Annotated in this window: 10 protein-coding genes and 2 tRNA genes; 1 reads left to right on the top strand and 11 read right to left on the bottom strand. The window is 73.2% G+C overall.

Annotated features, from left to right (window positions below; genetic code table 11):
* The first annotated feature begins 25 nt into the window (after window positions 1–25).
* Entirely contained in the window at window positions 26–937 is a 912-nt protein-coding gene (locus tag ACQP60_RS02670) for an ABC transporter substrate-binding protein (RefSeq protein WP_429728276.1), read from the top strand.
* Between the two features lie 42 nt (window positions 938–979).
* Here the strand turns inward: ACQP60_RS02670 and ACQP60_RS02665 are convergent, their stop codons facing one another.
* The 11 genes from ACQP60_RS02665 to ACQP60_RS02615 all read right to left on the bottom strand — a co-directional run bounded on the left by ACQP60_RS02665 (window position 980) and on the right by ACQP60_RS02615 (window position 12,776).
* Window positions 980–1,891 (bottom strand): ATP-grasp domain-containing protein, encoded by a 912-nt coding sequence (locus ACQP60_RS02665; protein ID WP_429728275.1) that lies wholly within the window; start codon window positions 1,889–1,891, stop codon window positions 980–982.
* Between the two features lie 91 nt (window positions 1,892–1,982).
* Window positions 1,983–3,626: a solute symporter family protein gene (locus ACQP60_RS02660; RefSeq protein ID WP_429728788.1), complete on the bottom strand. Its 1,644-nt coding sequence runs from the start codon at window positions 3,624–3,626 to the stop codon at window positions 1,983–1,985.
* A gap of 5 nt (window positions 3,627–3,631) precedes the next feature.
* Window positions 3,632–3,979, bottom strand: coding sequence for a DUF485 domain-containing protein (locus tag ACQP60_RS02655; protein WP_429728274.1), 348 nt, complete (start codon window positions 3,977–3,979; stop codon window positions 3,632–3,634).
* A 187-nt stretch (window positions 3,980–4,166) separates the two neighbouring features.
* Window positions 4,167–4,946, bottom strand: coding sequence for a tRNA (guanosine(46)-N7)-methyltransferase TrmB (gene trmB, locus ACQP60_RS02650; RefSeq protein ID WP_429728273.1), 780 nt, complete (start codon window positions 4,944–4,946; stop codon window positions 4,167–4,169).
* Between the two features lie 78 nt (window positions 4,947–5,024).
* A complete protein-coding gene (locus ACQP60_RS02645; protein ID WP_429728272.1) occupies window positions 5,025–5,456 on the bottom strand; it encodes a pilus assembly protein CpaE in 432 nt (143 codons plus the stop codon).
* A 17-nt stretch (window positions 5,457–5,473) separates the two neighbouring features.
* Window positions 5,474–6,718, bottom strand: coding sequence for a HupE/UreJ family protein (locus ACQP60_RS02640; protein ID WP_429728271.1), 1,245 nt, complete (start codon window positions 6,716–6,718; stop codon window positions 5,474–5,476).
* Complete coding sequence (locus ACQP60_RS02635) at window positions 6,715–10,701, bottom strand: metallophosphoesterase (protein WP_429728270.1); 3,987 nt, start codon at window positions 10,699–10,701, stop codon at window positions 6,715–6,717. The genes ACQP60_RS02640 and ACQP60_RS02635 overlap by 4 nt, the downstream gene beginning before the upstream one ends.
* 189 nt (window positions 10,702–10,890) lie before the next feature.
* Window positions 10,891–10,966 (bottom strand) — tRNA-Lys (locus tag ACQP60_RS02630).
* 88 nt (window positions 10,967–11,054) lie between these two features.
* Window positions 11,055–11,130 (bottom strand) — tRNA-Lys (locus ACQP60_RS02625).
* 103 nt (window positions 11,131–11,233) lie between these two features.
* On the bottom strand, window positions 11,234–12,427 hold the full coding sequence (locus tag ACQP60_RS02620) for an acyl-CoA dehydrogenase family protein (RefSeq protein WP_429728269.1): 1,194 nt from the start codon (window positions 12,425–12,427) through the stop codon (window positions 11,234–11,236).
* Between the two features lie 52 nt (window positions 12,428–12,479).
* On the bottom strand, window positions 12,480–12,776 hold the full coding sequence (locus ACQP60_RS02615; protein WP_429728786.1) for a GroES family chaperonin: 297 nt from the start codon (window positions 12,774–12,776) through the stop codon (window positions 12,480–12,482).
* Window positions 12,777–12,863: the final 87 nt, after the last annotated feature.

Genomic DNA, 12,863 nt, shown 5'->3' with positions numbered 1-12,863 from the left:
TCACCTGACCTGAGAGAGGCACATCATGCGCATCACCCGACGTTCGACCGCGACCGTCGCCGCCGCCACGACGGCACTCCTCGCGCTGACCGCGTGCGGTGGCGGCTCCGACCCGCTCGAACCGGACTCCGAGGGGGGCGGCACGGCCGCCTCCGGGACCATCGTCGTGGGATCCCAGGCGTACTACTCCAACGAGATCGTCGCCGAGATCTACGCCCAGGCGCTGGAGGCCGGGGGCTTCACCGTCGAGCGCAACTTCAGCATCGGCCAGCGCGACGCCTACATGCCCGCGCTCGAGAGCGGAGAGGTGCAGGTGTTCCCCGAGTACACGGGCAACCTGCTGCAGTTCTTCGACCCCGAGACGACCGCGACGTCGACCGACGACGTCTACGCCGCCCTGCAGGAGGCGCTCCCGGACGGGCTGACCGTGCTGGAGCAGTCCCCCGCGACGGACCAGGACTCCTACACCGTCACGTCGGCCTTCGCCGAGCAGCACGACCTGACCACCATCGCGGACCTGGCGGGCGCGGGCGACCTCACGCTCGGCGGCCCGGCCGAGCTGGAGCAGCGCCCCTACGGCCCGAAGGGCCTCGAGGACGTCTACGGCGTGGACGTGAAGTTCGAGGCCACCGGCGACACCACCGTGCAGGACCTCGTGGCCGGCACCGTGGACGTCGCGAACGTGTTCACCGCCGACCCGCGCATCCAGACCGAGGACCTCGTCGTCCTCGAGGACCCCGAGGCGCTGTTCCTGGCCTCGCACGTCGTCCCGCTGGTCTCCGAGGACGTCGCCGACCAGGTCGCCGACGTCCTCGACCCGGTGAGCGCCGCCCTCACCCCGGAGGGGCTCGTGGAGCTCAACGTCCAGTCCACCGAGGAGCAGAGCTCCACCGAGGACATCGCGGCCGGCTGGCTCGAGGAGAACGGCCTGAGCTGACCGGGCCCACCCAGGCCGCCCACGCGGTCGCGGCGCGCCGGCTCAGGCCACGCGCGCCGCGATCGCGTCGGCGAACGCTCCCAGCGATGCCCCGTCGCCGTCGTGCTGCAACCAGAGCGACGGCTCGGTGAGCTCCAGCTCGATGACCATCGGCGTGCCGTCGTCCCCGGTCACGAGGTCGACGCGCGCGTACAGCAGCGGGCGGTCGAGGTCGAGCTCCTTCGCCGCGACCGCGAGCGCCCGTCGGGCCACCGCAACCTGCTCCTCCGTCGCCTGCGCGGGCATCATCTGCTCGCGCAGGTACGGCTCGTCCGACTCGCTGCTCGGGCCCGTGAGCAGGGCGTCCTTGCGGACGGCGTGGCTCAGCTCGCCGTCGATGAAGACGAGGCCGGTCTCCCCCGCCGTGTCGACCGACGTCACGTAGGGCTGGATCATCACGGCACGCCCGGCGTCGAGCAGCCCGACCGCGTGGCTGATGGCCAGCGCCCGGGACTGCGCGCTGACCGGCTGGTAGCGGCCGGCGTCCTTGGCACCCGCACCCACCACCGGCTTGACGACGAAGTCGCCGAAGGCCGGCATCCGCGTGTGCACGGCGCGCTTGGACAGGTGCCGTGCCGGGTCCAGCCAGATCGTCGGGATGACCGGGATGCCGGCCTCCTCGAGGACGCGCAGGTATCCCTTGTCCGTGTTCCAGGCGAGGACCTCCGCGGGGTTGAGGAGCCGCGGCACCCGCCGCGCCCAGGCGACGAACTCGTCCCGCCGCGGCGAGTAGTCCCAGGTCGAGCGGACGACGACGAGGTCGAAGGCCGACCAGTCGATGTCCGGGTCGTCCCACACGAGGGGCTCCGCGCGGAACCCGCGGTCCGTGAGCTCCTCGAGCAGGGGACGGTCGTCGGCGTCGAGGTCGGGAAGGGCCCGACAGGTGGCGAGTCCGATGCGCTTCGTCGTGGTCACGCGCCGAGCCTAGTGGCCGACGCGCGGGCGGGCCCCGCCGGGACCGGGTCTCGGCGGGGCCCGCGGGTGCGGCGCACCCGGTCCGGCGTCGTCAGTGCTTGGCGACGGCCTTCTCGGCGCCGGCCCCGGTGAGGGAGCGGACCTCCATCTCGGCGAACTTCTCCGGGTGCGGCTTGTCCTTCGACAGGAAGGTGCCGACGATACCGAGCAGGAAGCCGAGCGGGATGGACACGAGGCCGGGGTTCGTCAGCGGGAAGATGTCGAAGTCCGCCGACGGGAACATCGCCTTCTCGTTCCCCGACACCGTGGGCGACAGGACGATGAGCACGATGCAGGAGATCAGCCCGCCGTAGATGCTCCACAGCGCGCCCGAGGTGTTGAACCGCTTCCAGAACAGCGAGAACACGATCGTCGGCAGGTTGGCCGAGGCCGCCACCGCGAACGCGAGCGCCACGAGGAACGCGACGTTCTGGTTCTGGGCGAAGATGCCGCCCACGATGGCGATGATGCCGATCACGACGACGGTCCACCGCGCGATGCGCACCTCCGAGTCGGGCTTGACCTGCCCCTTCTTGATGACGTTCGCGTAGATGTCGTGGGAGAAGCTCGCCGCGGCCGTGATCGTCAGCCCGGCCACGACCGCGAGGATCGTGGCGAAGGCGACGGCGGAGATCAGGCCGAGCAGGATCTCGCCGCCCAGGGCGAAGGCCAGCAGCGGCGCCGCCGAGTTCACGCCGCCGGGGGCGTTGTTGATCGCCTCGGGCCCCACGAGCGCGCCCGCGCCGTAGCCGAGCACCAGCGTGAACAGGTAGAAGATGCCGATCAGCCAGATGGCCCAGACCACCGAGCGCCGCGCCTCCTTGGCCGTCGGCACGGTGTAGAAGCGCATGAGCACGTGCGGCAGGCCCGCCGTGCCGAGCACCAGGGCCAGCGCGAGGGACAGGAAGCTCAGCTTGGACGTGCCGTCCACGCCGTACTGCTTGCCCGGCTCGAGCAGCGCCTCGCCGCCCGGCCCGGCCGCCTCCACGGCGCCGCCGAGCAGGTCGGAGAGGTTGAAGCCGAACTTGGCCAGCACCCAGACCGTCATGATGGCGGCGCCCGCGATGAGGAGCACGGCCTTGATGATCTGCACCCAGGTGGTGCCCTTCATGCCGCCCACCAGCACGTAGAGGATCATCAGCGCGCCGACGACGGCGATGACGAGGCTCTGCCCGGCCCTGCTGTCGACGCCGAGCAGCAGCGCGACGAGGCCGCCGGCGCCGGCCATCTGGGCGAGCAGGTAGAAGAAGACCACGAGGAGGGTCGCGAGGGCGGCCGCCATGCGCACCGGGCGCTGCCGCAGGCGGAACGAGAGCACGTCGGCCATCGTGAACTTGCCGGTGTTGCGCAGCAGCTCGGCCACCAGCAGGAGCGCCACCAGCCACGCGACGAGGAACCCGATCGAGTAGAGGAAGCCGTCGTACCCGTTGAGCGCGATGGCGCCGCAGATGCCGAGGAAGGAGGCTGCCGACAGGTAGTCGCCCGCGATGGCGGTCCCGTTCTGCGGGCCCGTGAAGTTGCGCCCGCCGGCGTAGAAGTCGGCGGCGGACTTGTTCTGCCGGGACGCGCGGAACACGATCACGAGGGTCACGAGAACGAACGCGGCGAAGATACCGATGTTGACCCAGGGGTTGCCGATGTCCGTGGCCTCGGCGGCGGACACGAGGGGGGCGCCCGCGAGGGACTCGGTCAGGATGCCGCTCACAGCTCGCCCTCCTCGATCTCACGACGCAGCGCGTCGGCCCGCGCGTCGAACTTCTTGTTCGCCCAGCGGGCGTAGAGCATGGTGATGACGAACGTGGAGACGAACTGACCGAGCCCGAACAGCAGCCCCACCGTGATGTTGCTGCCGCCCAGCCGGATGCTCATGAAGTCGTGGGCATAGTTGGCGAGCAGGACGTAGACGAAGTACCAGACGAGGAACAGCGCCGTCATCGGGAACACGAAGCTCCGGAAGGCGCGCCGCAGCCCCTGGAACTCGTCCGACCGCTGCACCCGTTGGTACTCGGTCTCCCCTGGTGGTGGCCCCGCGGTGGACAGGTCGCTCATGTTGCCTCCGTTGGCTCAGGCGTCCGACGGGGCCACGCTGCCCCGCTCGAGAACGTTTCGCGTGGCACACCTTGCTAGAGCCGGACCGTGTGGCGCAAGTCACTTCCCGGGCGCGTCCCAGGTCGGGGACGAGGTCGGCGTCACGGTCGGCGTCACCGTCGGTGGCGAGCCGACCCGAGACCGGGGCTCAGAGGCGCACGTACTCCAGGTCGGTCGCGCCCCGGCCCGCGGCCGAGCCCTTCTTCTCGAAGCTCGTGAGCACGCGGCCGTCGAACCGCGGCGCGCGCTCCCCCGGCCCGTGGGCGTTGCGGAAGTCGTCGCTCGCCTCGAGCACGTCGAGCATCTGGTCGGCGTAGTGCGACCAGTCGGTGGCGAGCCGCCACACGCCGCCCGGCCGCAGCACGCGGGCGGCGAGCGCGGCGAAGGCGGGCGTGACGAGCCGGCGCTTCTGGTGCCGGGACTTGTGCCACGGGTCCGGGAAGAACACCCACAGCTCGTCGACCGACGCCTCGGGCAGCGCCGTGGCCAGCAGCTCCGCGGCGTCGGCCTGCACCAGGCGCAGGTTGTCCAGCTCGTTCCCGGGCGCACCGCCGTCGCGGCCCGGCTCGGCACCCGCGTGCCCGGCGCGCACGATCGTCTGCGCCAGGCCGGGCGTGTACACCTCGACGGCGAGGTGGTCGCGCTCGGGGTGCGCGGCCGCGGCGGCGACGATCGCCTCGCCCTGGCCCGACCCGATCTCCACCACGAGCGGTGCGGTGCGCCCGAACGCCTGCGCGGCGTCGAACCGCCAGGCGGGGTCGACCGACGTGACGGCGACGTCGCGCGGAACGTCCACGAGGTACCGGTCTCGCCGGGTGTCCCAGGCCTTGCGCTGCGCCGTCGTGAGGCGCGCGCTGCGCCGCACGAAGCTCACGGGCTGGCGGCGGTAGCGCGGGTCGACGGGCTCGGAGGTCACGGGTTCAGGCACGCGTCAAGGGTAAGCGGGCTCCTCCCGCCGCTGCTCCCCCCGCTGCTCCCCCCGTTGCTCCCCCGTGGCCCCGCGCCCTCAGGCGCTGAGCTCCACGAGCGCGAGCAGCGCCTCGCCGTACGCCTCGGCGGGGTCCGGGTCGGCGAAGGTGCGGAGCTCGCCCAGCAGCTCCACCTCGACCTCGTAGCGCTCCTCCCCGCCCTGCTCCCCCGCGCCCGGAGTGGTGCGGGTCAGCCCGCGGAACGTGGAGCGCAGCAGCTCGCGCAGCTGGTCCTCGCGCGGGAGCCACAGCGCGTCCTCGATGGCGACGGAGTCGAGCGCCCACTCGGTGGTGCCGTTGAAGCCGAGGATGGTGCCGGTCGGGTAGTCGCGGGCCTCGATGGTCATGGTGCTCACCGTGAAGACCTCGTCGGACAGCTCCGGGGCGTCGATGCGGAACCGGTCGCCGTCGGCGGGGCGCCACACCAGCCCCGCGTCGCGCAGCCGGGTCGCGAGCTCGGTGGAGATCATCGACCCATCCTGACCCCTCACCCGAGCCCGAGCACCCGCTGCACGAACCAGACGAGCCCGACGACGGCGACCCCGCCCGCGACGGCCGCGGTCACCCACCGCGCGGCGCGGGGCGCCCGTCGGCGCAGCAGCACGAGCAGCGGGAAGAGCACGGCGACGATGCCGAGCTGCACCGCCTCGATGCCCACGTTGAAGACGAGCAGCGACCCGAGCAGCCCCCACGACCAGGGGTCGTCGAGGCCCAGGGCGCCGGCGAACCCCAGGCCGTGCACGAGCCCGAACCCGAACACGACGGCGAGCCGGACGACGTCCGACCGCGACAGGTCGTGCCAGCGCCGCCAGCCCCGCCGGCGTGGCTCGGTCGCGACGTCGACCAGCAGGTCGAGGCGGGGCGGCGCGCCGGGCCGCACGGCCCACAGGTGCCCCGCGGCCACGACGGCGATCGAGAGCGCGATGACGGGCTCCACCACGGCGCCGGGCGCGCTCACGGCCCCGGTCGCGGCGAGGAGGAACGTCACCGAGTGCGCCACGGTGAACGACGTCGCCACCAGGACGACGTCGCGCAGCCGGCGTGAGCCGACGATCAGCGCCAGCAGGAACAGCAGGTGGTCCGGGCCGAGCAGCAGGTGCTCCGCGCCGAGCACGAAGAACTCCCCGAGCCGGTGCCACGTGCCCTGCCCGCCGGTCGTGACGGTCGGGCCGGCCGGCGTGAGCACCGCCGAGCCCTCCTCGCCGTCGAGGTCATACGTCACCATCGTCTCGGTGGTGTGCACGAACGACTCGGAGTCCGGGAAGAGCGCGCTGAACAGGGTGTGCGTCGCGTCGCCGTCGCCGTCGGGGCACGCGTAGTCGAGCACCACGGTGGCGTACGGGGTGCCGCCGCGGTCGCCCACCGTCGGGTCTCCCGCCAGCGCGGGCGTGCAGAGCTCCTCGCCGGCCGCCACCTGGAACCGCTCGGTGACGTAGGCGGCGACCTCGTCGGCGTGCTCGGCGAGCTGGGCCTCCTGCGCGGCGGCGCCGCGGGCGTCGTAGGCCTCGGCGGTGAGCCAGGCGGACTTCATGAGCAGGTCGTACTCGAGGTCCAGCTCGACGTGCACGTCGGCGCCCGGACCGGCGGTGGCCCGTGCGTACGCGTCGGTCGTGGCGTCGTGGGCCGCGGCCGGGCCCGCCGTCCCGACGGTCGCGGCCACGGTGACGAGCCCGAGGGCCGCCAGGACGGCGCCGCGACGCGACGCCGTCCTGGCCGGGTGGGAGGACGTCACCGCGCGCCGCCCCGGGTGGTGAAGAAGGCCGGCTCGGCGGCGGTGACGCCGCCGCCGCGCGTCGTGGCCGTGACGATCCACGCGTACTGCGTCCCGCGCTTCAGCCGGTCCCAGCGGACCGACGCCACGTCTCCCGACGCCACGGTCTTCGTCCCGATCACCCTGCTGGGCGCGTAGACCGCCAGCGAGTCCGTGACCAGCGACGTCGTGCGTGTGGTGAGGTCCACCGGGAGCACCAGGTTGTCCGCCGTGGAGTCGTAGCGCGCGTCCGGGTCCCACTCGTCCGCCCCGAAGTCGTCGAGGAACGGCGAGTAGGTGTCGACGCTCATCTCCGCGCGGTCGACGTCGAACTGGAGGAGCCGGAAGTACGACGCCCCGAACCGCAGCCGCTCGGCCGGGTCGTACCCGCCGATCGTGCCGAGCCCCACCCGCCCCGCGGGCACGGTGAACGCCTGGTAGTCCGCGAGCAGCTCGACGACGCCGTCCGCGATCTGCCCGACCTTCGGCTTCACGTTGGTCGTGACGCCGTGCACGTGCCCGGCGAGCACGAGGAACACGTTGTCGTTCGGCTCGACCACGTACTTGTACAGCGGGGAGCCGTCCGGTGTGGCGAAGCCCGCGTTCCGGCCGTCCTTCTGCGTGCTGGCCGCCAGGTACGCGTGGGTCATGAGGATGCCGTTGCGGTCGGGGTAGCGCTCGAAGATCCCGTCGGCCCACTCGGCCTCCTCCCGGGTCACGCCGTACCCCATGCCGACCGCGACGAAGTCCAGCCCGCCCGCGGAGAACAGCACGAAGTGGTTGGAGTTGTCGCCCTCGCGCCAGGCGCCGTACTCGGCGTTCTCCCAGGACTCGGCGGCGGCCTCGTACCGGTCGGGGCCGAAGTACCGGTTGTAGGTGTCGGCGCCGCCGTCCGCCCCGGACCAGTTGTCGTGGTTGCCCGCGACGGCGGAGTTCGGGATGCCGTCGATCTTCGCCTGCTGGCGGGAGGAGACCTCGAACTCGCCGGTCACCTGGTCCCGCATCGCGTCGTCCCGCGGCTCGCGGATGTTGTTCTCGATGAGGTCGCCCGTGTGCGAGACGAACGCGATCTTGCGGTCCTCGGCGTTCGCCGCGATCCACTCGGTCACCCCCGCGTACGCCGACTCCCAGATCTCCCGCTCCTCGGCCGTCTCCTGCTCGACCGCGCCCTCGGAGAGGTACTGCGTGTCGGTGAGGTGCGCGATGGAGAAGTCGTAGTCCGCCGGGTCGGCGAAGCCCTCGGGCCCGGCTTCGAGGTCGTCGGCGAAGGGGTCCGAGGCGGCCACCATGACGTGCACGACGCCGCGGTCGCGGTGCTCCGGGCCGGCCGGCGCGACCAGCACCGTGTCGCCGTCGGCGGAGCCGCGCGACGCCGCGAGGGTGTCCCACGCCCGCGCCTTCGTGTCCCACACCAGCAGCGTGACCTCGCGGGCCGGGTCGGCGGTGCCGCTCCAGCGCACCACCGGGTGCTCCTCGCGGCTCTTCACCCGCACGTCGAAGCGCTGGTAGGAGACGGCGTCCGCCCGCGGGGAGGCGAGGGTCTTCCCGTCGCCCGCGGCGAGGCCCTTCGCGGACGCCTTCTTCGCCCCGCGGGGGTTCAGCTCCGTGGGGACGGCGTCGGCCGTGCCCTGGCGGACCTCGCCCGGCAGCAGCACGTCGGCCTGCGCGAAGGTGGCCGTGATCTTGCCGTCGTCCGGGCCGGCGACGCGGGCCGAGAGCGTCACCGGCGAGGCGACGTCGGCCGTCCCGCGGGCGGGGGCGAGGTCGGTCGGGACGTCGGGCACGCCGGCGCTGGTGAACACGATCTCGCGCGTCGCCGTGTTGCCGAGCGAGTCGGCGGTCGCGACCTCGAGGGTGTGCTCCCCCGCCCCCAGGCCCGGGCCGACCGGGTCACCGAGGGCGACGGGCTCGCCGTCGAGCGTGACCTGCGTGTCGCCGACGACGCCGTGCGCGTCGTCGAGCTCCACCGCGAGCGGCACGGCGGACGTGATCCGTGCGCCGTCGGCCGGGGTTGACGCCGTGACGCGGGGCGCCGAGTTGTCCGTGTCCAGCACGCGGGTGGCGGTCTCGCCCGTGGTGGACGCCGCGGCGAGCTCGTGCTCGCCGTCCTCCAGGTCGGCGGTGTCGAGGTCGGCGCGCAGGCCGCGGGCCGGGGCGTCGACCAGGAAGTGCAGGTCCACCTGGCGGAAGGAGTTGAGGTTCGAGCCGCAGGTGCCGTCACCGAGCGCGTACGAGGCCGCCGCGTTCTGCTGCTGCGCCGTGCCGCCCGCGGGCGTGAGGACGACGTCGGAGACCGTGAAGTCGTCGAGGTTGCAGTCGTTCGCGAACGCGCCGGTGACGACGTCGATCTCGTTCCAGCCGGGCAGGAGCCACTCGTTCGGGAACGTGATCTCGCCGCGGCCGCCGACGATCGTCTGGTCGATGCGGCGCTCGATGCCGTTGATGCGCAGGGTGTTGTTCGCCGACCCGTCCAGCGAGTTGGAGCCGACGACGAACGAGACGGTGGCCTCGCCGTGGCCGAGGGCCGGGAACGCGGTCTCCCCCGGGGCGTCGACGGTCCACACCAGCTCGACCTCCGGCAGCGCCGTGCTGGACGAGCCGCAGCTCCCGTCGCCCATCGCGTACGACGGCCGGAGGTCCGCCGGCGGGGTGACGGTGCCGTCGGCGACGCTCAGCGCCAGGTCCGAGGCCGTGAAGTCGTCGAGGTTCGCCCCGCAGGACGACGAGACGTCGCCCGCCACCAGCGCGATCGTGTTCTCGCCGGGGTGCAGCAGGCGGTTCGGCACGCCCACCTGGACCCGCTCGGAGACGAGGTCGCGTCCGCCCTCGCCGCGCAGGTCGAGCCGGGTGCCGTTGACGAGCAGGTGGTTCTGATAGCGCGTCTCGATCGCGTTCGTGCCGACGTCGAACGAGAACACCGACACCCCGTCGCCGAGGGTCGCGGGCCCGGCGACGGGCTCGCCGTCGACCGTGAGCGAGGCGGTGCCGCCGTCGCCGTCGGCCGGGGCGGACGCTGTGACGGTCTGCATGCCGCGCGTGAGCGTCCCGTCCTCCGGCGAGACGGCGGGCGCGCCGACGGGCGCGTTGTTCACGCGCACCGTGTGGGTGGCGGTGGCGCCGGAACGGGTGGTCGCGACGACCTCGTGCGTGCCGTTCGCGAGGGCGGTCGTGTCGACGTCGGCGGCGAGGCCCGTCGTGGAGCCCGGCACGGACCCGACCTCGAACGTGACCGTCGCCTCCTTGACGTAGGAGGTGTTGCTGCCGCAGGACCCGTCGCCCATCGAGTACCCGAAGGCGTTCCCGGCGTCGCCGGCGGTCTCCCCGAGCAGCTCGAGCTGGAGCTCCGAGACCACGAAGTCGTCGAAGTTCACGCCGCAGGACGCGTCCAGGCCGCCCGCGTGGATCTCGACGGTGTTGGTGCCCTGCACCAGCCACTCGTTCGGCACCGGGAGCGAGACCCGCTCCGACACCCAGGTGCGCTCCTGGTCGACGCGGTGGCCGTTGACCACGAGGTAGTTGCCGAACGCGACGTCGGCGGAGTTGCTGCCGACGTCGAACGTCAGGGCGGAGGTACCCGTCGTCGTCTCGAGGCCGGGCAGGTCCGCGCCGTCCACGGTGACCCGGCCGACCGGGTCGCCCGCGGTGGTCGGGTCGGCCGCGAACCGCACCGTGCCCTCGAGGTGGGCCCCGTCCTTCGGGGCCAGCGCGGGCGCGGTGCCGGGCTTGGCGGGCCTGCCCGGCTCCTTCCCGCGCTCGGCGTCGGGCCCGCCCTCCGGCCAGCCGGGGAACCCGTCGAACCGGCCGTCGTCGGTGCGGTCCTCGGTGGCCGCGGGTGCGCTCGGCGGCGGGTCGGTCGGGGCCGCGGACGCCGGCGCGAGGCCCGCGGCGGGGAACGCCAGCGAGGCCGCCACCACGCCGGCGGCAAGAGCGGACGCGCGCAGGCGTCCTGAGGGGTTCGGCCGCATCAGCGTGCCGTCCTTCCTGTCGTCGATGAGGGAAGGGCGCTCCCGCCAGGCAGCCCGGGCTCACCCGGAACCAGAGCGTGGCGGCGGCGGGTGAACGCGACGGTGCGCCCGGGCAGCGACCGGACGAACTCTGGACGACGTCTGGACGGCACGAGAAAGCCCCGCCCGGCGCTGCCGGACGGGGCTTGCTGGTGCGCCATCAGGGACTCGAACCCCGAACCCGCTGATTAAGAGTCAGCTGCTCTGCCAATTGAGCTAATGGCGCTTGGTCGTGCATGGCCAGAGGACACCCGCAGGTTCGCACCGGGAGGGTCCTCACGCGACGAGGTCCCCGCGGTACGGGGACCTCGTGCTGGTGCGCCATCAGGGACTCGAACCCCGAACCCGCTGATTAAGAGTCAGCTGCTCTGCCAATTGAGCTAATGGCGCCGGCGGGGAGAAACATTACCAGCCGTGCGCGGGTGCCGGGAAACCGTCGTGGCCGGTCAGCGCTGTGACCTCCGCGACAGGCGATTGCGCCGCGCACGGCGGGTCACCGGAACGCCTGCTGGCCCGTCAGGTGCCGCCCGAGGATCAGCGTGTGCACCTCGTCGGTGCCCTCGTACGTGCGGACGGACTCGAGGTTCGCGGCGTGCCGCATCGGCGAGAGCTCCAGCGTGATGCCGTCGCCGCCGAGCACGGTGCGGGCGGTCCGGGCGACCTCGATCGCCGACCGCACGTTCGCGAGCTTGCCCGCCGAGATCATGTGCGGCTCCAGCCGCCCGGCGTCCTTCAGCCGCCCGAGCCGCAGCGCCAGCAGCTGCGCCCGTGACACCTCCAGCGCCATGTCCACGAGCTTCGCCTGCGTGAGCTGGAACGCCGCCAGCGGCCGGCCGAACTGGACCCGCTCCCCCGCGTGCCGCAGCGCGGCGGCGAGGCTGTCGCGCGCCGCGCCCGTCGCGCCCCACGCGATGCCGTAGCGGGCCTCCGCGAGGCAGGCGAACGGGCCGGCCAGGCCGGGGTGCTCCGGCAGGATCGCGTCGGCGGGCAGGCGGACGTCGTCGAGCACGACGTCGCACTGGACCGACGCGCGCAGCGACAGCTTCGGCTCGATGGGCGTCGCGGCGAACCCGGGCGTCGCCGTCGGGACGAGGAAGCCGCGGACCCGCGGCCGCGCCTCCTCGGCGCCCTCGGCCGGGTCCGAGGCACGCGCCCACACCACCGCGACGTCGGCGATCGACGCGAGCCCGATCCACCGCTTGCGCCCCGACAGCACCCACTCGTCGCCGACGCGCGTCGCCGTCGTCGTCATCGAGGCCGGGTCGGAGCCGGCCGTGGGCTCGGTGAGCGCGAAGCAGCCGATCGTCTCGCCCGCCGCCATCCCCGGCAGCCAGCGTTCGCGCTGCGCGGCCGACCCGTGCTTCGCGATCGCCGTCATCGCGAGCGAGCCCTGCACCGACACGAAGGTACGGATCCCGGAGTCGCCGGCCTCGAGCTCCGCCATCGCCAGCCCGTACTCGACCGCCGACCGGCCCGCGCAGCCGTGGCCGTGCAGGTGCATGCCGAGCAGCCCCGCCTCGGCGAGGCGGGGCACCAGGTCGAGCGGGAACACGCCGTCCGCGAACCAGCGCGCGACGTGCGGACGGACGTGCTCGTCGACCAGCGCGCGGACCCGGTCGCGCGTCGCGCGCTCGGTCGGGCTCAGCTCGTCGTCGAGCGCCAGCAGGTCCAGGGGGTCACCCGTCATGACGCCACTGTGGCAGACGCCGCGGCGTATCGGTGCAGGGCGCCGGCGAACGTCAGAGGTACAGGCCCGTCGCGCCGCCGTCGTCCGCGGTCTCGGTGACGCCGTGCACGTCGCGCTCGCGCAGCAGCACGTAGTCCGTGCCGCCGAGGTCCACCTCGGCGCGGTCCTCGGGGTCGTAGAGGACGCGGTCGCCCACGGCGACCTGCCGCACGTGCTCGCCCTTCGCCACCACCTGCGCCCACGCGAGGCGCTTGGCCCCCGCGGCGGTCGCGGGGATCACGAGGCCCGCCGTCGACTGCCGCTCCGCCGAGTCGACCTCCGGCTGCACCAGCAGGCGGTCGTGCAGCATGCGGATGGGCAGGGGCTTGCTGTCGGGGGTGCGGGGCGCGCGGTCAGTCACGGGCTCCACGCTAGACGACGGAGGCGTCTAGGCTCG

Source organism: Isoptericola variabilis (genome assembly GCF_050311655.1).
GTDB classification, from domain to species: Bacteria; Actinomycetota; Actinomycetes; order Actinomycetales; family Cellulomonadaceae; genus Isoptericola; species Isoptericola variabilis.
Note: the sequence above shows the minus strand (reverse complement) of the source record. Positions and strands in the feature narration are given on the sequence as shown.

Bases quoted from the DNA above. Each gene is read 5' to 3' on its own strand.
- ACQP60_RS02615 (WP_429728786.1), bottom strand. From the start codon at position 12,776: ATGCTGCACGACCGCCTGCTGGTGCAGCCGGAGGTCGACTCGGCGGAG.
- ACQP60_RS02645 (WP_429728272.1), bottom strand. From the start codon at position 5,456: ATGATCTCCACCGAGCTCGCGACCCGGCTGCGCGACGCGGGGCTGGTG.
- ACQP60_RS02655 (WP_429728274.1), bottom strand. From the start codon at position 3,979: ATGAGCGACCTGTCCACCGCGGGGCCACCACCAGGGGAGACCGAGTAC.
- ACQP60_RS02620 (WP_429728269.1), bottom strand. From the start codon at position 12,427: ATGACGGGTGACCCCCTGGACCTGCTGGCGCTCGACGACGAGCTGAGC.
- ACQP60_RS02635 (WP_429728270.1), bottom strand. From the start codon at position 10,701: ATGCGGCCGAACCCCTCAGGACGCCTGCGCGCGTCCGCTCTTGCCGCC.
- ACQP60_RS02670 (WP_429728276.1), top strand. From the start codon at position 26: ATGCGCATCACCCGACGTTCGACCGCGACCGTCGCCGCCGCCACGACG.